The sequence below is a fragment of the Paenibacillus sp. FSL W8-0194 genome (assembly GCF_037969745.1).
In the GTDB taxonomy this organism is placed as follows: Bacteria; Bacillota; Bacilli; order Paenibacillales; family Paenibacillaceae; genus Paenibacillus_AQ; species Paenibacillus_AQ cookii.
Map to the genome: position 1 here is coordinate 624,328 of NZ_CP150205.1, position 21,868 is coordinate 646,195.

The window sequence follows — 21,868 nt, forward strand, 5'->3', positions numbered from 1 at the left end:
TATAATGGACCTATAAGTCAACTAAACTGACCAATTTTTAACTTTTACACCTAACAAGGAGTTGTGCTACTTATGCCCAAAACACCCCGTCGACATCAAGAGGATTTGGCATCATTGTTTTCGCTCGCATTCAGCGCTTTGAATGAGGAACTTCATGAGCGCCTGAACGAGCTAGGATTCGGAGATATCCGGCCCATGCACGGTTTTTTGTTCCAGGGCCTGATTCCGGACGGGGCCACGGCCAAAACGCTGGTTGAGCTTTTGGGTATATCCAAGCAGGCGGTGAGCCAGATGCTGGATGATTTGGAGGAGCGCGGCTACGTTGCGAGAAAACCGCACCCTTCGGACGGCAGAGGCAAGCTGGTGGTGCTTACGGAGCGCGGCCAGGCGCTGATGAAGGCCAAAGAAAGCATCTACAGCCATATCGAAAGCCGGTGGGGAGCCGTCATCGGCCATGACCGCCTGCAAACGATGCGTCTCGATTTGAAACGAATTCTCCAAAGCGTAAGCGAAGGGGATGCTCCGAGAAAGCTGCGTCCTTCCTGGTAACCCCCCTGTTTGCTTCACTGCTTGGAAAATATTATGCCAAAGGATCGAAAAACCAATGGAACCGTCATTAATCATAAAAGCTTTATCGAATGAAACACGCCGTCAAATATTAACGTGGTTAAAACATCCGGAGGAGCATTTCGATGAAACTCCGTATGTCCAGCATGGGCTGCCCCAGCAGATCGGCGCCTGCGTAAGCGACATCCAGGAAAAGGCGGGGCTGGCCCAATCGGTCGTTTCCAGCTATTTGCTGATGATGCAAAACGCCGGACTGCTCGAAATGGAACGGGTAGGCAAGTGGACCTTTTACCGCCGCAACGAAAAAACCATTCAGGCTTTCGCGGATTACATCCGAAATGAATTGTAACGCGATGAAAAAGGAGGAAGCTCCTTTTTTTTGCGCTTACGCATTTACATATCTAGATAATTGGATGTATAATGACTGAGGATTAAACGGCCGGGTCATTTGGCGGAAGGGGGGCAAGGCGGGAAGGGTATTTTTTTGCGAAAATACATCCAAATAATTGGATATGTAGATATGAAATAACTTGAATGGAGAGAGAACATAAGGCATGAAAAATAAAGTAACGCTGCTGATTCTGATGTTGTCTTTGGGCGTTTTTGGCATCATCACAACCGAAATGGGAATCGTCGGGGTTTTGCCCCAGATTACCGAAAAGTTTCATGTTTCCGCTGGGCAGGCCGGGCTGTTGGTGAGCGTGTTTGCGCTGGTCGTCGCCGTTTCGGGCCCTTTTGCCACGTTGCTTGCATCCGGCGTGAACCGCAAGGCGATGTTAAGTTTGGCGGTGTTGATGTTTGCGGTTTCCAACGTATGTTACGTGCTGACGAGCCGTTTTGAAGTGCTGATGGCGTTCCGCATCATCCCGGCGATATTCCATCCGGTATTTTTTTCGATCGCGCTCGTTACGGCTTCGCAGCTGGTTTCTCCGGAAAAAAGCGGGCAGGCGGTGACGAAGGTTTTTGCCGGCATCACGGTCGGTTTCGCGTTCGGCGTGCCGTTGACCTCGTATTTGGCGGAGCAAATTTCGCTGGATACCGCTTTTTGGTTTGCGGCTGCCGTCAATACGATTGCCTTCGTCGGCATTTTGGCGCTGATGCCTTCCATGCCCGTCCAAGGTAAAATGTCATACGCCAAGCAGCTTGGCGTACTGCGCAAACCGGCCTTGTGGCTGAACATCGCGGCAGTTTGCTCCATATTTGCGGCCATGTTTTCGGTCTACAGCTATTTTGCCGAATACCTGGGACAGGTCACGCGCATGAACGGCACCTGGATCAGCGCCATGCTGCTGGCGTTTGGGGTCATCATGATCGGCGGCAATTTCCTGTTCGGGGGGTTGCTGCAAAAAAACATGCGTAAAACGGTAGCGTTTTTTCCGGTGTTGTATCTGGCGCTATACCTGCTCGTTTATGTCTTCGGCGCTTCCTTCATCCCGATGCTGCCGATCGTCTTTTTGTGGGGCATCGTTCATTCCGGCGGGCTGATCGTGAGCCAAACCTGGCTGATGAGCGAGGTTGAAGAAGCGCCCGAATTCGGCAACAGCCTGTTCGTTTCGTTTTCCAATCTGGGCATTACGCTTGGTTCTTCTTTGGGCGGCTGGGTTATTTCCCGTTTCGGGATCCATCAGCTGATCTGGAGCGGGTTGCTGTTTGCGGCGCTGGCTTTCGGATTGATCGTAGTGAAGATGAGCGTCTTCGGCACGTCCCGGAATGCGTCGGCTGCTTCATTCGATAACCTGTAAAAGGTTTGGGTTTTCCGGGATGACCTTGTTTTGCCGAGCGGCTATGGCACCGGGCAGCATCCTTCATTAAAAAGCAAACGTTCCGTACAACAGATATATGTTAAGCACCGCGATGAGGATCGCGATGAACCAGGACAGCAGCTGGAGCCACCGGGGGGCGGCGTGCGGGCCCATTTTTTTTCGGTCCGAGGTGAACATGACGAGCGGGATGACGGCAAAAGAGAGCTGAAGCGACAGGATGACCTGGCTCAGGATCAACAGGCTGCCGGTTGCCTGTTCGCCGACGATCCCGATCACCAGCACGGCCGGAACGACGGCGATGGCGCGGGTAATAAGCCTGCGAATCCAAGGTTTGAGCCGGATGTTAAGAAAACCCTCCATGACGATCTGGCCGGCCAGCGTCCCGGTCAGGGTGGAGTTTTGGCCGGAAGCGAGCAGGGCGACGGCAAAAAGCACGCTGGCGATGCCGGTGCCGAGCAGCGGCGTCAGCAGCTGGTACGCATCCTGGATTTCGGCGACTTCCGTGTGACCCGCCGCATGGAACGTGGCGGCGGATAAAATCAGGATCGCCGCATTCACGAACAGGGCCAGCATAAGCGCCACGGTCGAGTCGATCGTCGCGAAACGGATCGCCGATTTTTTGCCCTGCACCGTATCCTCGTAATTCCGCGTCTGCACGATCGACGAATGAAGGTACAAGTTATGCGGCATGACCGTCGCGCCCAAAATGCCGAGGGCAATGTACAGCATGGCCGGATTTTGGACGATTTCCGCCTTGGGCACGAAACCGGACAACACGCCGCCTAGATCGGGCCGCGACAGCACCATTTCGGCGACGAAGCAAAGCATGATCATGGCGATGAGCGAGATGACGATCGCTTCGATGTAGCGGAAGCCTTTGTTTTGCAGGAAAAGCACGAGCAAGACGTCAAGCACCGTCAGCAGCACGCCGTAGATGAGCGGCATGCCGAACAGCAGCTGAAGGGCGATGGCCGAGCCGATCACTTCGGCCAAATCGCAGGCTGCGATCGCCAGCTCGCACAGTATCCACAGGCCGAAATTGACCGGTTTGCTGTAATGGTCGCGGCAGGCCTGCGCCAGATCCCTTCCGGTGGCAATGCCCAGCCGGGCGGAAAGCGATTGAAGCACGATCGCCATCAGGTTGGAGATGAGGATGACCGACAGCAGCGTATAGCCGAACATGGCTCCGCTCGCCAAATCGGTAGCCCAGTTTCCCGGATCCATGTACCCGACCGCGACGAGGTATCCCGGACCGACAAAGGCGAGCAGCTTCCGAAAAAAGCTGCCTTTCGTCGGCACCTTCATCGACTTGTAAACTTCGGGCAGGCTGGGGGCATCCCGCTTGGAGCGCCAGCCCTGCTCGGACTGCGATTCCTTTACGCGTGGTGCGGACATGTTCATGTGTACAACCTTCTTTCTTACAGGAAATTATTTTGCCTCCGGACAACTTTTGATGTAAAAAAAATCTCTCCTTTACCGAAGTAAGATATGAACCTACCGCTCTTCTATGTGCATGGATGTTCCAAAGCGATCCGCAGGCAAAAGAATTGGATTGAAACCCGCTCCTTGTCAAGGCGCTTCTCGACGAAGCGCCCTAGCGCAGGAAATGGGTGAGCCCAATCATGGTCAGCAGGCCGAAAATGAAGGAAAACGTCGCGGCCCGTTCATTGCCGTCCCCGTGGCTTTCGGGGATCAGCTCCTTGTAGACGACGAACAGCATGGCTCCGGCCGCAAAGGCAAGTCCGTAAGGGATGACCGCATGGAAGGTTTCGGCGAAGCGAAGCCCGGCCCAGCAGGCGGCAAACTCCAGCACGCCGGTAAACGCGGCCAGCGCCAGCGCCCAGCGCCGCCGCATGCCATGGGTAATCAGGAACAAAGCGGTGAGGAACCCCTCCGGAATGTTTTGCAGGCCGATGCTGAGCGCGACGATCGTTCCGAGATCCTGGCTGCTGCTCCCGTAGCTGACCCCGACCGAAAGCCCCTCCGGTAAGTTATGCAGCGCCATCGCGGAAAGGAACATGAGCGAGCTTGTCCGGCCGTTTTTTTCGTTGTGCGGATGATGTCCGGGATCCTGATGGGGGATGATCAGCTCCAATATGGTTAGAACCGCCGTTCCCAGCAGCGTGCCGATCGTGAGAATCCACAGGTTCGATAATTTCAGCGCCGCCGGGATAAGGCCGTAGGTCGAAGCCGCAACCATGATGCCGGCAGTGAACGCCAGCAATATATCCCGCCTCCGATGCGTGACATTGTTGAACAGGAGCGCGGGCAGCGCGCCCAAAGCGGTGCAAAGCGAAGTCGCCAGACTTCCCAGCAAAATGGCGTTCATAGGATCCTCCTTACCCAGCAGATTGCAGTCGCATGTTTCGCTTGTACAACCATATGAGCAAGTCCGGGACTCTATTCGCAAAATAAACTTCGGCGGCCCCACCCACGTACGGCCCGTTCCGACGATCGTCCCGACTAAAGAAAGGCCCCGCGGCATTTGGCCGCGGGGCGTTTGTCGTGTCCTTATTTTTCTTTGATGGCGATGCTATCGATCGTTACTTTTTCGGTCGGTTTGCTCAGCTCGTCCGTGTCCGGATTCGCTTCGACCGGCGTGGCGGCGATTTTTTTCACAACGTCCATGCCGCCGGTGATTTTGCCGAAAATGGTGTAGTTCGGGATCTGGTTCAGATCCTTGCTTTCCTCGCCCGTGCAGATGAAAAACTGGCTGCCGTTCGTATTCGGTCCGGCGTTCGCCATCGCGACGATGCCCGGCTCGTATTTGTAGCTCGTTTTTTCATCCTCGAAGGCGTATCCCGGGCTGCCCGCGCCGGTTCCCGTCGGGTCACCGGTTTGAATCATAAATTCTTTTATGATGCGGTGGAAGGTGACGCCGTCGTAAAAGCCTTCCTTGGAGAGGAACACGAAGTTGTTGACGGTTTTCGGCGCGTCTTTCGCAAACAGCTGGATCGTAAACGTGCCTTTGGACGTTTTGACCTCGGCTTCGTAGGTTTTCTTCGTATCGATTTGCATGGCCGGCGGGCTTGTCCAGCTTTTCGCCCCCTGCGATGCATTCGTGCCGCTATCCTTCGTGCCGTTATCCTTCGTATCGGTATCGTTGGCATCCGTACCCTTCGTGTCCTGCGGCTGCTGCGTTTCCTGGGTCTGGTTCGGGTTGGCCTGCTCGGCGGACGATTCCGGTTTTTTGCCGCAGCCGCCGAGAACGAGGGCAACCACGATCATGATCATCAACGGAAGAAAATACGCTTTTTTCAGTTTCATGAGTCGGTTGTTCACTCCTTATGCATTTTCGCTATGTCTAATGATAGCGGCTTTTCGCTCCAAAATCTAGCGCACCTCCGGTTTGTCCCGTCCTTGCAGAAAAAACCGGCTCTTTGCAGGTATTCTTGAAACTTCTCCATTCGCTGCAACGTTTAAACAGGTAATGAATGTAAAATTTGACATGGGGGGATACCGATGTTCGAGGCGGAAAATGCCCGTCTGACGGAGCTGAAGGAGAGCATGAGGAACAAAGTCAAATGGGAAAAACGCCTTCAGGAGCTGGAAAAAGAGCGGGAGGAACGACGGCGGGAAGCGGATCGCTGGAAACAGCGGCTGGCGGACGAGGAAAAGGACGTAGAACGGCTGGCTGGCGCCTCTTTGTCCGCGTTGTTTTTCGGCTTGATCGGCAAAAAGGAAGAAAAAATGGAACGCGAACAGCTCGAAGTGCTGGAGGCGAAAGCAAAATACGATGCGGCGGTCCGGGCCGCAGAAGACATTCAGAAGCAATGCGAGGAAACGGACCGGCTGCTCCGCGACTTGCGCTATTCGGAATTCGAATATGAACGGATATTGAAGGAAAAGGAAACCATCCTTTTGCGGCAGCCCGGGGAACTGGCGGAACTGGCGGAGCGGCAGGCGGATCTCGCCGTGCAGCTGAAGGAAATGAAGGAAGCGGTGCAAGCGGGCCGCTCGGTGCTTCATGATTTGGAGCAGGCCCGGGATTACCTGCAGTCCGCCCGCAGTTGGGGCACTTACGACATGCTGGGCGGCGGCATGCTGTCCACGCACGTCAAGCATAACAAAATCGACGAGGCCATGGATTATATCCATGACGCGCAAACCAGCTTGCGGAGGTTCGGCAAAGAACTGAAGGATGTGGAGATGCATTTGGCCGTCGAGATCGACATCGGCAGTTTTTTGCGTTTTTCGGATTATTTTTTCGACGGGTTTATTGCCGACTGGATGGTGCAGGGACGGATCAACGACACGCTTTCGCAGGTGGAAGAAAAGCTGGATGCGGTCAAACGGGTGGTGCGCCGGATCGAGTCGGAGCAGCGCAGCTTGGAGACACGCTTGGCAGACGTAAAAAGAAGGTACGAGTACGTGGTCGAGTCGGCGGAATGAGATTTGAAGGAGCCGCCCGAAGTCGCTTGGACTCGGGGAGCCGGCAAGAGGCAAATAAAAAAGGAGGGCGTTTGCCCTCCTTCAAACTATGCTTTCTATGCTTCGTTCTTCCATTCGACGCTGCGGAGCAGGCCGTGCTTCATCAGCGCCAGCACGAAATCCGCGTAGTAATCTTTCCGCACGATGGCGGCGTATTCATGGTTTTTATAGGCGTAAAACAGCGCGTCGGTATAAACGTCGTTATCCTCGAAATGTTTCCGGATTTCCCGCAAACGGTTCAAATACGGCTCCTCCTGGAGGAGATGGATGCGAAATTCGACATCGTCTCCGTTGACGGTTTCCGTGATGCGGGCAACGTCCTCGTTGCAGCGGTAAGTCAGCATGGCGGGCGCCTCCATTCCGGTTAAAATGTTTTCCCTTGCTTATTCCTTCCCACGATTCCTGCCGTTTAACAACCGTCCTGTATCCTCCTGGTCACATCAAATATCTGAGATATACATATGCGCTGGACAATAAAACGGACAAAATCATGATCGGGAAGCCGTATTTCAAAAACGTCGTGAATTTCAGCGGATACCCCTCTTTGGCGGCCATGCCGGCCACGATCAGGTTGGCGCTGGCGCCGATCAGGGTACCGTTGCCGCCGAGGCAAGCGCCTAGGGCGAGCGACCACCAGAGCGGTTCCAGATTGCTGATCCCCATGCTGCCCATGTCCTGAATCATCGGAATCATCGTGGCCACAAACGGGATGTTGTCGACAAACGCCGAAGCGATCGCGCTTAACCATAAGATCAGCATCGAGGTCGACGTGACGTTGCCTCCGGTCAGCCCGACAGCCTTTTCGGCCAGGGTGGAAATGACCCCCGTTTCGATCAAGCCGGCCACGAGCACGAACAGCCCCACGAAGAAAAAGATCGTCGGCCATTCGACCTTGGCGAACGCTTCTTCAAGCATATGTTCCCCGGTCAGAAGCAGGAGCAGGAAGGCGCCGGCCAAGGCGACGGTGGCGGATTCGATATGGACGAGCTGGTGGATGAAAAATCCGACGATGGTCAGCCCGAGCACGGTTACGCATTTGACCAGCAGCTTTTTGTCGGTCAGCAGCTCTTTTTCGTCCAGATCCATGATGCTTTGCATCAGCTCGGGCGTCGTTTGGATCTGTTTCCGGAAAAGCAGGATGAAGATCGGAATCAAAACCAGCATAATGATGAGCGCCATCGGCATCAGGTTTTGAATGAAAGCCATAAACGTCAGCTCTTTGACCGCGCTGCCGATCATGATGTTCGGCGGATCGCCGATCAAGGTCGCCGTGCCGCCGACGTTGGAGGCGATGATCTGCGTGATCAGGAATGGCAGCGGATTGACCCGCAGCTGGCGTGTAATACTAAACGTAACCGGCACCATCAGCAGGACGGTGGTGACGTTGTCCAAAAACGCCGACCCGAGCGCCGTCAGCAGCATCAGCGCGACCAGGATGGCGAGCGGACGGCCTTTTGCTTTTTTCGCGGCCCAGACGGCCACGTATTTGAACAGCCCCGTTTCGGCCGTAATGTTGACGATGATCATCATGCCGACCAGCAGTCCCAGCGTGTTGAAGTCGATATGGTGGATGGCCGTTTCCTGGCTTACGATCCCGAACACGACCATCAGCACGCCGCCGATCATCGCGATGATCGTCCGGTGGATTTTTTCGGAAATAATCAGTGCATACGCAATCAAAAAAATAACGATAGCCAAAATCGCTTGTTGTTCCATATGGTTCCTCCCCGTTTGTCTCTATGTCGAAGTCCGCAAGATTAGAGTGATCATCAGCGCATGATCCAATTCCTCCTTTTGTCCAAGGAGAAGAATGCCGCATGCGGACCCGCCATCGGGACGAGAAGGCTGAAAAAGACAAAAGGAGCCCGCACGTGGCAGGCTCCTCCAAATGTTATTCTATGCGATTGGAAACACAGTCGCCCCTCATGTGAAAGGGGATCTGAAAAACAGTTTACATGTATTATAAATGGATTCCCCCGGGTTGTAAAGACAAGCCGGTTTTACTGCAAGGAAGGAGACGGACATGAACAAAACATGGTGGAAGGAAAGCGTCGTATACCAAATTTATCCGATCAGCTTTTTGGATTCGAACGGCGACGGCATCGGCGACCTGCGAGGCATCCTGTCGAAGCTCGATTACTTGAAGGAGCTCGGGGTGGACGTCGTCTGGCTGTGCCCGATCTATAAGTCCCCCAACCACGATAATGGGTACGACATCAGCGATTACAAGGACATCATGGAGCAGTTCGGAACGATGGAGGATTTTGACGAGCTGCTGCGGGAAGCCCATGCAAGGGGGCTTAAAATCATGATGGACCTGGTGCTGAACCATACATCGGACGAGCATCCGTGGTTTATCGAATCGCGGTCGTCGAAGGACAATCCGAAACGGGATTATTACATATGGCGCAAAGGGAAAAACGGCGGCCCGCCGAACAACTGGGAGTCGTATTTCAGCGGTTCGGTATGGGAATACGACGACACGACCGGCGAATATTACCTTCATCTGTATTCGAAACATCAGCCGGACCTGAACTGGGAAAATCAAGATGTCGTCGACTGCATGCACGAGATGATCGAGTGGTGGCTGAAAAAAGGAGTGGACGGCTTCCGGCTGGACGCGATCGCGCATATCGCCAAGGCCGTCGGCCTGCCGGACGGGGATAATCCGCATCACCTGCCGACGGTCCGTGCTTATGACCTGTTTTCCAATCTGGAGCATGTCCACACGCTGCTGCATCAGCTTTATACCGAGCTGCTGTTTCATTACGACATCATGACGGTGGGCGAAACGTCGGGCCTGGGACCGGAAGAGGCGCTCAGTTACGTCGGGGATACGCGCGGAGAGCTGAACATGGTGTTTCAATTCGAGCATATGCAGCTCGATGCCGTATCCGGCGGTTCGGGAAAATGGGACATTCGGCCATGGAACCTTCTTGAGCTGAAAAAGGTGATGAGCAACTGGCAGACGGTGCTGCACGGTCGGGGCTGGAACGCCAACTATTGGTGCAACCATGACCAGCCGCGCCCCGTGTCCCGGTTCGGGGATGACGGGCGGTACCGGGTGGAATCGGCCAAAATGCTCGCCACCTTCATGCACATGCTCGAAGGTACGCCCTACATCTACCAAGGCGAGGAAATCGGCATGACCAACATCGCCTTCGATTCGATCGAGGACTACCGGGACGTGGAGACGCGCAATTTTTACCGGGATCAGTTGAAGCAGGGGGCGTCCGAGGAAAAAGTGATGCAGGTGATCCGCCAAAAAAGCAGGGATAACGCCAGAACGCCGATGCAGTGGGACGGAACGAAAGACGCGGGGTTTACCACGGGAACGCCGTGGATCGCCGTGAACCCGAACTACCGCGAAATCAACGTCGAAGCGGCGCTGAGAGACCCGGATTCCATCCTTCACTACTATAAAAAGCTGATCGCGCTGCGTAAGGAGCATGAGGTTATCGTGTACGGGAAATACGAGCTGTTGCTTCCGGACGATCCCGAAATCTACGTTTTCACCCGGACGCTGGGCGAAGCCAAGCTATTGGTCATTTTGAATTTCTTCGGAAGGGAGCCGGAGCTCCAGCTTCCGCCGGAACTGGATCTTTCGGCAAAGGAGCTGCTGATCTCCAACTATGCGGTTTCGGGGGACGACGATCTCGGCGACACCGTCCGGCTCCGCCCTTATGAAGCCAGGGTGTACATGCTTCAGGCATAAAGGCTTGACATGGATGAACAAAATTGATAAATTTGCCTCATCCTATACCAAAGGAGAGATTTTGATGTCGGTGGTTGTTCTTAACTAATCCAATTCCATACGAAGACCGTACGAAGAGACCAAGTCAAGCTTGCTTAGGAAGGCAGCTTTGTTTCCTTGCGCCTTTTCGGGATTTGAACATCGGACGAAGCCTGGGCTTGAAGTCCGCAAGGTTCGCGCGCGGTCATGGAAAATAGTTAAGAACACGCGAAGCATCAAACGGTACTTTGGCGCCGTTTCATTCTTTGTTATTCAATCATGTTCCTTCGTGAGCGGCATCTCCGCCAGCGAGGACTTTTTTGGAGACCGTGCTCTTGCAGCACGGTTTTTTTGCGTTCATAGGATAGGCGAACATGGCGAAAGCCTGGGCCGTCTCCGGGATTTCCCAGGGGAGGGCCGGATTCGGGCTATCCAAGACGCAAAAAACAAATGAAGAATAAAGCGGCCGAAAACCAAAGGGACAGAGAATTCGCATGCGCGTTCTTTGTCCCTTTTTGCGTTTTTTAAAACAACGAAAAAGGAGAATCAAGCGATGGATCACATGACCATGAGCATGCTGGAGTATGACAAAGTGAAGGAAAATCTGCGGGAATACGCAGTATCGTACGCAGGGAGGAAACAGATCGACGACCTGATGCCGGGAAGCCACCTGCGGGCGATCGAAGCGGCGCTGAGGGAAACGGCCGAGGCCAAAGCGATACTGGAAAAAGGGGCGAGCGTGCCGCTGCCGTCGCTGGAAGGCATCGAACACATCGTGTCGCTGCTGCATACGGGATACCTGTTTACCGAACAGGATTTTGCGGCGGTGCAGACGTTTTTGCACAGCTGCGGGCAGCTGAAGAAATATATGGCGGGCAAAAGGGACATGGCGCCGACCGTCAGCAGCTATGCCTTATCTATGCAGGAGCTGCCGCGGCTGAAAAGCGAAATCGAGCGCTGCATCCGCTTCGGCAAGGTCGATGACCAAGCGAGCAAGCAGCTGGAGAAAACCCGGAAAAAAATCGCCGTGGTCAAGGAGCGGATCCAGAAAAAAATGAGCTCCATCCTGTCCCGGCACGGCTCGATTCTGCAGGAGCATCTGATCAGCGTCCGGGGAGGACGGTATGTCGTCCCGGTCAAACGGGAATATCACAAACAGATCAAAGGGGCCGTGCTTGACCAGTCCACCAGCGGCCAGACGGTATTCGTCGAGCCGGAGGAAATCTCCCAGCTTCAGACCGAACTCGGGATGCTGGAAGCGGATGAAGCCCGGGAGGAGGCCGTCGTGCTCAGCATGCTGACGGGCCTGCTCGAAGCGTCCAGCGCCGATTTGCTGCTCAACATCGACATTACGGGCAATTACGACTTCATTTTCGCCAAAGCCAAATACGGGCGCTCCATCGAAGGGCGCATGGTCCAGCTGAACGATCAGGGACGCATCCGGCTGCGGGGCGCCAAACATCCGCTCATGCTGAAAACGATGGTGCCGCTGCAGCTGGAGATGGGTAACGGCTACCGCTCGCTGATCATCACCGGGCCGAATACGGGCGGCAAAACCGTCGCGCTGAAGACGCTGGGGCTGCTGACTTTGATGGTTCAGTCCGGTTTGCTCGTGCCCGTTGAGGAGGGCAGCGTGTTTGCGGTGTACGGCAAGGTCATGACGGCAATCGGCGACGGGCAAAGCATCGAGCAATCGCTCAGCACCTTTTCGGCCCAAATCCGCCGGCTGATCGCGATGGTGGAGGAGTCCGACCGATCGACGCTGCTTCTGATCGACGAACTTGCCGCCGGGACCGATCCCGGGGAAGGAATGTCGCTTTCAATCGCCATTTTGGAGGAATTGAACCGGCGCGGAGCGATGATGATGGTCACGACCCATTTTAACGAGCTGAAGGGTTTTGCTTCATCCGCTCCGGGCTTTCAGAACGCGCGCATGGAATTCGACGTCGAGACGCTCGAACCGCTGTACCGCTTGACGATCGGCGAATCGGGCCAAAGCTACGCGATCGAAATCGCCACCAAACTCGGCATGCCTTCAGGCATTACGCAGCGGTCCAGGGAGATTTTGCACAACCATAAGCCGGGAGCGGGGAGCGGCAAGGCTGAGACGATGTTTTCGGATGGGGCGACGGCAATGGAAAACGGCGGCAACGCGGCCTTCGGTCACGACCCGTTGGAGCCCGAATACGAGCAATCCGGGGCGGGAACGCTGCCGGAAGAAGCCGGACGACGCCAACCGGACAGCGGGGAATCTGGGCGCAAGCACCGCCACGATCGGGAAGAATCCATGGAAAGCGACGAGGGAGCGGAACCCGAAGAAACGGCAAAACCGCGGAAGCTGGAAGTGGGCGACGCCGTATTCGTCAGTTCCCTGCAGCGCGTCGGAATCGTGTATCAGGAGGAAGACGCCAAAGGCATGGTCGGGGTCATGGTCCAGAAGCAAAAGCTGAAAATCAATCAGAAGCGGCTGAAGCTGTATATCGAGAAAGGCAATCTGTATCCGGAGGATTACGACTTCGACATCGTCTTTGAAAGCAAGGAAAACCGGAAAAAAAGCAAGATGATGCAGCGGAAGCATGTGGAAGGGTTATCGATCATTCGGAGACCGGAGGATGTTTGAACGCGGCTTGCGGGGATGAAACGGATTCCTGATCGGGAAGGAAGCGAACAACACCCGTGACCCATAAAAAAGAAGCGGCATTCGTTATGGGCGAATGACCGCTTCTTTTACATAAAATTACAATTTGGAGCTGATAATCTCGGCGAACTGCTCCAAAAATTGCTTCTCCTCATGATCAAAGCGCCCTTTGAGCGGGCTGTCGATGTCGAGCACGCCGCGCAGTTCTCCATCCTTGACGAGCGGAACGACGATTTCGCTGTTGGAAGCCGCGTCGCAGGCGATATGTCCGGGAAATTCATGCACGTCATCCACGACGATCGTTTGGCGTTCGGCCGCCGCCGTGCCGCATACGCCGCGGCCCAAAGGAATGCGGATGCATGCCGGAAGACCCTGGAATGGACCAAGCACCAGCTCTTGCCCGTCGTAAAGATAAAAGCCTACCCAGTTGATATCCGGCAAAAAGCTGTTCAGCAGCGCCGATGCATTGGCCAGATTGGCGATGGAGCTGGGTTCATCGTGAATGAGGGATTTCAGTTGTTCCAGAACGGCGGCAAACTGCTCGCTCCGGTTACCTTCATAAGGAAGTGCTTGAAACATCATACTCCACCTTTCTTTTAACCGTTGGTTAATTATAACGATAGTATACAGGAATGACCTCCGAGTCAAGCAAAAGATGATGCCGGCGAGGCGGTTTTCCGGGATTCGTTTTTAGCCGGATGGAGGCAGGAACGGTCAAAAGAAAACCCCCGGCTGGCCGCCGAGGGGATGATGCGGTTATTCAAGAAAGGAACGGGCCAAGCACCGATCCATTTTAGGCATTTGGCACGCCGGTCAGTCCAAATCCGCCAAACTCCTCCTTTTCCGGCGGCGACAGCTCCGCGGCTTGCTCCATGCATTCCGCCGGGCTGCCTGCGAGCGCCTCGCGGACGAACTCCTGCACGGACCGTTTGTACAGGGCCGGGTCGGCGTCCAGCGCAAAGCCGTGCGTCGCGTCTTGAATGAGCAACAGCCTTTTGGAGCCGGTTTTGGCCGCAAACAACTCCTCGCTCATGGACGGCGGAATATAGTTGTCCTTGGCGCCGTGGATAAACATGACCGGAACGCTGCTTTTTTGCACGGAACGGACAGGGCTGACCTGATCGAGCGTGAAACCGGCTTTTTTTCGCATCCGGGCGTTAACCAGCGGAAGAAAAAGCGCCGCGGGAAGATGGTTCAAGCGCTGCAACTGATGATGCATCAGGCGCGTCAAATCGGAATAAGGACAGTCGGCGATGACGAATTTCGCGTCGGCTTCCGGCAGCGACAAATATTCCAGCACGGTGCCGCCTCCGAGCGAAACGCCGTGGAGACCGACGACGCAGTTTTCGCCGTAAGCGTCTTTGATGTATCCGACCCAAGCAGCCACGTCATGTTTCTCGTGATAACCGTACGTCGTGTATTTGCCTTCGCTTTGTCCGTGCCGGCGCTGGTCGACCAGCAGGACGTTAAACCATTCCTCGCGAAACATATCCATAAAAGGAATGGATGCCGGAAGGGAAGTAGTATATCCGTGCACGAGAATGACCCATTTGGGCGAAGGCTGCTCCGCTTTGACGACGACCCCGTGCAGGCGGAGGCCGTCATGGCTCGCGATCCGGACCTCCTCCTTCCGCAGCGGCTCGTACATTTCCCGGAAGCGGGCTCCGGCCCGTTCAAAAGCGTCAAAAACCTGCTGATAACTTAAGGCTTTCATCTGCGTCATTTGTATGAATGCGTAATGGGTGATCCCTGCGACCGCAAGCGCTGCGGCGGCAGCGACGAGGACGACGGCCCACCAGTCCAATTCCGCTCACCTCCCGGATGATGATTCATTAGGCAAGGTTTATTATATGCATTTATAACCAAATTTAACCGCATGATGCGACATGCAGCCACCAACTTTTGGAAAAATTCTGACGAATTGGGGAAATGGTTGTCTGAAATCGTGAGACCCTTTCTCTCCGATATAGCCTTTCAAAGATCAAGATGCTAAAATAAAGTGGACAAGTAGCGCTTTCTTGCGGCTATTTATGGAAGAAAACAAAAAATCATGCCAAGGCGCCTCGAACTGAAGTTCGAAGAGAGGAGAGGGTCGGCAATTTATGAAAGCAAAGAAAAAGCCGGTGAATAAAATCGCACAGAAAAAAGCCCAGAGGGAACAGCAGGAAAAGCGGATGAAACGGGTGATGTGGATCACGGGGGCCTGCATCGTCGTTTTGGTGGTGCTGCTGTTGGCCATCCGACCGTCGTCCCAAAAGGGGGATTTTGACTACAGCTCGCTCCCGGTGCTCGGCAATCCGGATGCGCCGGTCAAAATCGTGGAGATGGGCGACTACAAGTGTCCAAGCTGCCGATATTTCACGGAAGAGATTTCGCCGGAGCTGAAGAAGGATTTCATCGACACGGGCAAAGCCGCTTTGTATTTCAGCAATTATCTGATCATCAGTCCAAAAGGGGATTCCAATACCGCCGCTTTGGCCGCCCAGTCGGTGTTCCATCAGAACAAGGATGAGTTCTGGAAATATTACGAGGCGATTTACAGAAACCAAGGGGACGAGGCCACCGAATGGGCCACGCCGGATTTCCTCGTGAACCTCGCCCGCACGGAGAACATTAAGGTCGATTATGACCAACTGCGCAAAGATATCGACGAAAAAACGTACCAAGAAGAAATCGACAGCCAAAACGCTTTGGCGCGGAAGCTCAACGTCATGAGCACGCCGACCGTGTTCGTCAACGGGGAAAAAGCGACCGAAGAAGCTTCCATGAACTATCCGGTGCTGAAGCCGTTCATCGAGAAAAAGCTGGCCGAACAAAATAAAGAATGACGAATCTTGGAAGAAAAAGGAGTTAGAGCGATGGGAGGCAATCGTTTCTTGGCGTCTATTCGCCCGTATGCCCTGTACATGGCGTGGATCGTATCCATCGTGGCTGCCGGCGAAAGCTTGTACTTAAGCGAAATCATGCATTACGAGCCATGCAAGCTGTGCTGGTTCCAGCGGATTTTCATGTATCCGGAGGTCATTCTGCTCGGGATCGCAAGCTACAAGAACGACCGCAAAATCATTCCCTATGCCATGACGCTCAGCATCATCGGGGGCTGCATCTCCATCTACCATTACCTGGAGCAGAAAATCCCTGCGCTGGCCAAAGCCCTTCCGTGCACCGTCGGGATCCCGTGCAATTTCGATTACCTGAACTGGTTCGGATTCATCACGATTCCGCTTCTGGCATTGATCGCATTTATCCTGATCGTCCTGCTGCTGCTGGCGGGACGCGAGCCTAAGGAGGAAATGCAAGAAGCATAAGCATCCGTCAAAAGCGCTTGCCCGAAACCGGCGATCCGGAAGGGGCAAGCGCTTTTTGCATGCGGAGAATGCGGGCATGCCGTCATGGGCGGCGGACATTACTGGCCTGCCAAGGATGGAACGACGGCTCGGAATTTCGCGCACCGATCGCTGGGGTTCGAATGGTTGGGGCTCGCTTGCCGCAATAAGGAAGCTTGATCGATATGGGGCTCAAGGTGTACAGTGGATGGTGATATTTTGCGTGTAAGGAGGAAGTGCCGTGCCATACAGCTGCGAAGGAAACATCCCTGAGCTGGAGGGGGAACGGGTCGTGTTGCGCCGCCTTGCCGCGCGGGACGCGCAGGCGATGTTCGAATGCTGGTCCGATCCGGAAGTCAGGCGTTTTGCGGATCTTCCCCGCATGCCGGACGCCGCGGCGGCGGCGGAACTGATCGGCCTCCTCAACCGCCTGGCCTTGACGGACGACAGTTTGCGGTGGGGGATTCAGGCGCCGGACGGGAGCATCATCGGCAGCTGCGGGTTGAACTGGTGGCAGCTTGAAGGAGCCTACCGCGGAGAAATCGGCTGTGAGCTGTCCCGGCCTTTTTGGGGCGAAGGTTACATGCGGGAGGCGATCGGCCTTGTCATCGATTATGCTATGGAGGAGATGGGACTGAACCGGCTCGAAGCGCTGACCGATCCCCGCAATGACCGTGCCGGTCGCCTGTTCCGCGCCCTCGGATTTACGCTGGAGGGGCGGCTCCGCCAGTACCGCCATACGGAGCAGGGCTTCGTCGATGCCGATATGCATGCCATGCTGCGCCGGGATTGGGAGGATTTCCGGACAGGGCCCGGATCAAGGGGAAATCGGGGGGAACAAACAAGATGATCGCATTTCATAAACAACCATCGCTGCTGCACCGTACCGATCCGCTCGGCAAGCTGGTGCTGCTGTTCTGCATCGCGCTGCTGACGATGAGGTTTCACTCTTCGCTCGGACAAGCGCTGCTGCTTGCTGCCGTGTTCGCATTGGCGAGATGGGCGGGAGGCATGCCATGGAAAAAGCAGGCGAAAGCGCTGGCGATCCTGCTTGGTTTCGCGGTCCCGTATTTTATCGTGACGCTGCTTACGGCTGCGGGAGAACATGTGTTCATGCAGTTGGGACCGCTTCGGCTCACAACCGAGGCTTTGGATTCGGCAGGATCGGTTACAGTGCGCATGTTTACCGTTTTTCTGTCGTCATACGTCTTCATGTTTACGACCGATCCGCGCGATATGGTGGTATCGTTGACGACGCGGCTGCGGATTCCGTACCGGTTTGCGTTCGGATTATCGATGGCGCTAACCTTTTTGCCTCTGCTGCAGGAGGAAGGAAGAAGCATTTCCGCAGCCCATCAAGTCAGGGGCGGGGGAACGCCGGAGGGCCTTCGGGGGCGGCTGCGCTGGTGGCTGACGTTTATTTCGGCGGTCATGCATAACGCGCTGCGGCGGATTCAGCAGACGGCCGGGGCGATGGAAGCCAAAGGCTTCGGGGCGTATCCGGACCGGACGTTTGTCCGGGAAAGCATGCCGCTCGGACGGGGGATCGTCCTTGCGGGGACGGCGGTCGCGCTTACTGCGTTTTTATGGTGGTTTATTCATATTGTTAACCTTTGACTAAAATTTAGGTTGACGTTAACGGGCGGACAAGGCAAAATAACAAGGTAAAGCCATTTTTAGATTAGGAGTTGACATGGAATGGAAACCTCATCAAAATCAAAGAGAAACCGCCTTTCTTTTACCACATTGGATATCGTGCTCATGGCCATGCTGGCTACAGCCAATGCTGTATTGACCTTTTATTTGTCTTATATCAATAAAATGCTGAACAGCCTGGGCGGCCCTGTAGCGACATCGACCATCGTCGGGGTGTACATGGTTTACGGCCTGCTCGCGTATTATATTATCCGCAAGCCGGGCACGGCTGCCATTACCTACGGCATCGGCGGAGCCATCCAGTGCTTTGTGGGAACGACTTACGGCATCGCGTCCGCGATCGTGGCGGCGCTTTGCTACATGGTGGCGGCGGAGGCCGTTTTTGCGATTTCGCGCTACAAGCGCTGGGGGACGGGCATGATGATGCTTGCCGGCGGAGCGATGGTTCCTTTGTGGTTCGTATGCGCAGCCAATATGTTCGGTTACACGGCGTGGAGCTGGCAGGTGCTGGCGCTGACGCTCGTGATGCGTCTTATAAGCGGTATCGTGCTTTGCGGTTTATTGACCAAAATGCTTGGGGACATGCTGCAGCGCAGCGGACTTCTGCGGCGGTTTGCCATCGGAGGGAAGAGAGCCGAGCATGCGCCCGATATCCATTAATTGTTCGAATCTAACCTACTATTATGATGACGAGCGGGAACCCGCGCTGCGGGAGGTGACCCTGTCGATTCCGGAAGGGGAATGGACGGCGGTCGTCGGACCCGGCGGCAGCGGCAAGTCCACGCTGTGCCAGCTGCTGAGCGGATATTTGCCGCGAAGCGGCGGAGGCACGAGAAAAGGGCGGCTGGAGCTGGCCGGACTGGACCCGGCCGAAGCGGCCATCGCCGACGTCGCGCAGCTATGCGGCATCGTGTTTCAGGACCCGGACGCGCAGCTGGTCCAAGGGACGCCCGGGGATGAAGCCGCCTTTGGCCCGGAGAATCTGCGGGTGCCGCCGCCGGAAATCGAGCGGCGGGTGGAGGAGGCGCTGGCGGCGGTGGAGCTGTCGGAACGCCGCCACTCGCCGGTGCGCGAGCTGTCCGGGGGACAGCGCCAGCGCACGGCCATCGCCGCGGTGCTTGCCCTGCGCCCCCGCATCGTCGTGTTCGACGACGCCGGGGCCAGCCTGGATCCCGCGGCGCAGAAGCAGTTCGTGCAGCTTTGCCGCAAGCTGCACGCGGAAGGCCGGACGCTCGTGACCGCGTCCGGCCGCTTCGACGATGCCGCGCGCTCCGCAGGGCGCGTCATCGTCCTGGACGGCGGCCGCGTCGTGCTGGACGGGCCGCCGCGGCAGCTGCTGCGCGAGAGCCGGGAGCGGCTCGCGCAGCTCGGGCTGCTGCCCCCTTGGGAGGGGGCAGCGACGCAGGCGGGTCCGGCCATCGGACCGGACCCGCAGGGCGCGGCGCCTCGCAGCGCGGCGCCGCCCGGGGCTGCCGGGGGCTCCGGCAGCCTGCTCGAGATCGACCGGCTGAGCTACGCCTATGCCGGCGCCGCAGCCCCGGCGCTTCATGAGACCAGCTTCGCCATGAAGCCGGGGGAATGGGGCATCGTCACCGGGGAGAACGGCTCCGGCAAGACGACGTTGACGCGCCTGCTGATGGGACTGCTGCCGGTGCCGCCGGGCTCGGTGTACTGGGAAGGCGAAGATGTCGCTACATGGCGCGTTTCGCAGCGGGCGGCCCGGATCGGTTACGTTTTTCAGCAGCCGGAACATCAGTTTGTCGCCCATACGGTATGGGACGAGCTGGTGTACGGACTTGGCCGGAAAAAAGGCGGGCCGTCCGAGCCGACCGCCGCTCAGCGTGAAACGGCTGAAGCGCTGCTTAGGACCGCGGGATTGGAAGGAAAACGCGGCGCCTCCCCTTACATGCTGAGCCAAGGGGAAAAAAAGCTGCTCAGCATCATCGGCCAATTCGTCCATCCCAAGGCGTTGTACATTTTGGACGAACCGACGTCCGGGATCGACTTTGGGGCGGCCGAACGGGTGCTCAGGTTATGCCGGGAGAAAACGGCGGCCGGCGCGGCCGTGCTGATGATCACGCATGACCCCGATTTGGCGGAGAGGGAAGCCTCGTTTATGCTCAGGCTTTCTCCGCATAAAACCGCCGATTTCCGGCGGCTCGGGCCGGCGTAAGGCCCTTCCGGCGGTTTCCGCCTCGTCATCTGGAAAGGAAACCTATGTCTGATAACGCTGGCATTCAACTTGCCAAACGCAAATATATTTTGATCGGTATTTTGGTATCGACGTTTCTGTCGGCGATCGAAGGAACGGTGACGGGTCCGGCAGGCCCGGCGATCATCGGCAGCTTCGGAGGCATGAAGCTGCTCAGCTGGATTTTTACCGCCTTCCTGCTGACGATGGCCGTTTCGACGCCGATTTTCGGCAAAGTCAGCGACCTGTACGGCCGCAAGCCGGTTTTCCAAATCGGCTCGTTGCTGTTCGTGCTCGGTTCGCTGCTTTGCAGCTTTTCGCAAAACATGGAGCAGCTCATCCTGTTCCGGGCAATTCAGGGGATCGGCGCCGGAGCGATCGTTCCGGTCACGTTCACCATCATCGGCGACGTGTACCGGATCGAGGAGCGCGCCAAAATCCAAGGGCTGATCAGCTCGGTGTGGGGCATTTCCTCGCTGATCGGTCCGCTTGTCGGCGGCTATTTCGTCGACTATTTGAACTGGCGCTGGATATTCGGCTTTAACGTTCCGTTCGGCATCGTTTCCATGTGGCTTATCGCCCGTTATTTCCATGAAAGCCGGGACAAGCGGGAGAAGGTGTCCGTCGACGTGGCCGGCGCGGCGGTATTTACGGTCGGCATGACCGCGTTGTTATTTGCGCTCGCAACGGGCGGGCAATATTTCAGCTGGAGCTCGCCGCTGCTCATCGGATGTTTTGTTTTGGCGGCCGTGCTTCTTGTCGCCTTCGTTTGGATTGAAAACCGCGCGGCCGAACCGATGCTGCCCCTCAAGCTGTTCCGCATCCGCGACATTTCGATGTCCACGGTGGCCAGCATTTTGACCAGCGCGCTCCTGATCGGGTTAACCACCTATACTCCGCTTTGGATCCAGGGCGTAATGGGCAAAAACGCGACGCTGTCGGGGCTGACGATGGCTCCGATGTCGATCGGCTGGCTGTTCGGCTCGGTGTTCGGAAGCCGGCTGATCCTGACGGCAGGCTCGCGCAAAACGAGCGCCATCGGCCTTGCCGGCATCGTGATCGGCGCAGCGGGACTCGCTTGGATGAACGGGCAAACTCCGCATTACGTGCTGCTGATCTTTACCTTCATCTATGGTTTGGGCTTCGGTTATTCAACCACCGTGTTTACGATCATCGCCCAGTCCTCGGTCGGATATTCGCTGCGCGGAGCTTCGACGGCGCTGAACACGTTCGTCCGTTCCTTGGGACAGACGGTCGGCGTTGCCGTGTTCGGAACGTTTATCAATCTGAGCATGGCCAGCCGGATTGCGAGTCAGCCGGGTCTCGAGCATGTAGGCCAGGAGGACGTGAACCGGCTGCTGACGCCGGAAGGCGGCGCCGATATGCCGCAGGAAGTATGGAATCAACTGAAGCATGTGTTGGAAGGAAGCCTTCATTCGCTGTACATCGTGATGGGAGTCATTGCGGTGATCAGCCTGATTTCCGTCCTGGCGCTGCGCAATACGGTGCCATCGCCGGAAGAGGATGCGGAAACGGAAAAAGCCTGATTCTCAAGATCGGATG

General features: G+C 56.2%; 20 protein-coding genes. 13 read left to right on the plus strand and 7 right to left on the minus strand.

The annotated features are described in order from the left end of the window. The first annotated feature begins 72 nt into the window (after positions 1-72). The 3 genes from MKY58_RS02700 (at position 73) to MKY58_RS02710 (ending at position 2,309) form a co-directional block, all read left to right on the plus strand. Positions 73-549 carry a MarR family transcriptional regulator gene (locus MKY58_RS02700; protein WP_339323356.1) on the plus strand — a complete coding sequence of 159 codons (477 nt, stop codon included), beginning with the start codon at positions 73-75 and terminating at the stop codon, positions 547-549. A 55-nt stretch (positions 550-604) separates the two neighbouring features. Further along, the gene (locus MKY58_RS02705) at positions 605-916 is read left to right on the plus strand and encodes a helix-turn-helix transcriptional regulator (protein WP_339323357.1); all 312 of its coding nucleotides are present in this window, start codon (positions 605-607) and stop codon (positions 914-916) included. 205 nt (positions 917-1,121) lie between these two features. Further along, complete coding sequence (locus MKY58_RS02710; RefSeq protein ID WP_339323358.1) at positions 1,122-2,309, plus strand: MFS transporter; 1,188 nt, start codon at positions 1,122-1,124, stop codon at positions 2,307-2,309. Positions 2,310-2,375: 66 nt separating this feature from the next. On the opposite strand, the gene MKY58_RS02715 is transcribed toward MKY58_RS02710, so the two are convergent. The 3 genes from MKY58_RS02715 to MKY58_RS02725 form a co-directional block, all read right to left on the minus strand. Beyond that, complete coding sequence (locus MKY58_RS02715; protein ID WP_339323359.1) at positions 2,376-3,731, minus strand: Nramp family divalent metal transporter; 1,356 nt, start codon at positions 3,729-3,731, stop codon at positions 2,376-2,378. A gap of 193 nt (positions 3,732-3,924) precedes the next feature. Continuing rightward, positions 3,925-4,659 carry a ZIP family metal transporter gene (locus MKY58_RS02720; RefSeq protein WP_339323360.1) on the minus strand — a complete coding sequence of 245 codons (735 nt, stop codon included), beginning with the start codon at positions 4,657-4,659 and terminating at the stop codon, positions 3,925-3,927. Positions 4,660-4,841: 182 nt separating this feature from the next. Then, a complete protein-coding gene (locus tag MKY58_RS02725) occupies positions 4,842-5,591 on the minus strand; it encodes a peptidylprolyl isomerase (RefSeq protein WP_339325028.1) in 750 nt (249 codons plus the stop codon). Between the two features lie 201 nt (positions 5,592-5,792). On the opposite strand from MKY58_RS02725, the gene MKY58_RS02730 reads away from it, so the two are divergent. Beyond that, positions 5,793-6,722, plus strand: a complete 930-nt coding sequence (locus tag MKY58_RS02730; RefSeq protein ID WP_339323361.1) for a hypothetical protein — start codon at positions 5,793-5,795, stop codon at positions 6,720-6,722. A gap of 95 nt (positions 6,723-6,817) precedes the next feature. Here MKY58_RS02730 and MKY58_RS02735 read toward each other — a convergent pair whose 3' ends face one another. Beyond that, entirely contained in the window at positions 6,818-7,105 is a 288-nt protein-coding gene (locus MKY58_RS02735; RefSeq protein WP_339323362.1) for a hypothetical protein, read from the minus strand. A gap of 91 nt (positions 7,106-7,196) precedes the next feature. After that, positions 7,197-8,477: an ArsB/NhaD family transporter gene (locus MKY58_RS02740; RefSeq protein ID WP_339323363.1), complete on the minus strand. Its 1,281-nt coding sequence runs from the start codon at positions 8,475-8,477 to the stop codon at positions 7,197-7,199. A gap of 307 nt (positions 8,478-8,784) precedes the next feature. On the opposite strand from MKY58_RS02740, the gene MKY58_RS02745 reads away from it, so the two are divergent. Further along, entirely contained in the window at positions 8,785-10,476 is a 1,692-nt protein-coding gene (locus MKY58_RS02745) for an alpha-glucosidase (RefSeq protein WP_339323364.1), read from the plus strand. Positions 10,477-11,047: 571 nt separating this feature from the next. After that, positions 11,048-13,114 carry a DNA mismatch repair protein MutS gene (locus MKY58_RS02750; protein ID WP_339323365.1) on the plus strand — a complete coding sequence of 689 codons (2,067 nt, stop codon included), beginning with the start codon at positions 11,048-11,050 and terminating at the stop codon, positions 13,112-13,114. Positions 13,115-13,231: 117 nt separating this feature from the next. Here MKY58_RS02750 and MKY58_RS02755 read toward each other — a convergent pair whose 3' ends face one another. Next, on the minus strand, positions 13,232-13,711 hold the full coding sequence (locus MKY58_RS02755; protein WP_036707379.1) for a GAF domain-containing protein: 480 nt from the start codon (positions 13,709-13,711) through the stop codon (positions 13,232-13,234). Between the two features lie 214 nt (positions 13,712-13,925). Further along, positions 13,926-14,936 (minus strand): alpha/beta hydrolase, encoded by a 1,011-nt coding sequence (locus tag MKY58_RS02760; RefSeq protein WP_339323366.1) that lies wholly within the window; start codon positions 14,934-14,936, stop codon positions 13,926-13,928. 298 nt (positions 14,937-15,234) lie between these two features. Between MKY58_RS02760 and MKY58_RS02765 the strand changes: the two genes are divergently transcribed. From MKY58_RS02765 to MKY58_RS02795, 7 genes are all read left to right on the plus strand, one after another. Next, entirely contained in the window at positions 15,235-15,960 is a 726-nt protein-coding gene (locus tag MKY58_RS02765; RefSeq protein ID WP_339323367.1) for a thioredoxin domain-containing protein, read from the plus strand. Between the two features lie 78 nt (positions 15,961-16,038). After that, positions 16,039-16,440, plus strand: a complete 402-nt coding sequence (locus MKY58_RS02770) for a disulfide oxidoreductase (protein ID WP_339325029.1) — start codon at positions 16,039-16,041, stop codon at positions 16,438-16,440. Positions 16,441-16,699: 259 nt separating this feature from the next. Next, positions 16,700-17,308, plus strand: coding sequence for a GNAT family protein (locus MKY58_RS02775; RefSeq protein WP_339323368.1), 609 nt, complete (start codon positions 16,700-16,702; stop codon positions 17,306-17,308). Next, complete coding sequence (locus MKY58_RS02780) at positions 17,305-18,075, plus strand: energy-coupling factor transporter transmembrane component T (RefSeq protein WP_339323369.1); 771 nt, start codon at positions 17,305-17,307, stop codon at positions 18,073-18,075. Before MKY58_RS02775 ends, MKY58_RS02780 begins: the two co-directional genes overlap by 4 nt. An 81-nt stretch (positions 18,076-18,156) precedes the next feature. Then, the gene (locus MKY58_RS02785) at positions 18,157-18,774 is read left to right on the plus strand and encodes an ECF transporter S component (protein ID WP_339323370.1); all 618 of its coding nucleotides are present in this window, start codon (positions 18,157-18,159) and stop codon (positions 18,772-18,774) included. Then, positions 18,755-20,287: an energy-coupling factor transporter ATPase gene (locus tag MKY58_RS02790; RefSeq protein ID WP_339323371.1), complete on the plus strand. Its 1,533-nt coding sequence runs from the start codon at positions 18,755-18,757 to the stop codon at positions 20,285-20,287. Before MKY58_RS02785 ends, MKY58_RS02790 begins: the two co-directional genes overlap by 20 nt. 44 nt (positions 20,288-20,331) lie before the next feature. Beyond that, entirely contained in the window at positions 20,332-21,852 is a 1,521-nt protein-coding gene (locus tag MKY58_RS02795; RefSeq protein WP_339323372.1) for an MDR family MFS transporter, read from the plus strand. Positions 21,853-21,868: the final 16 nt, after the last annotated feature.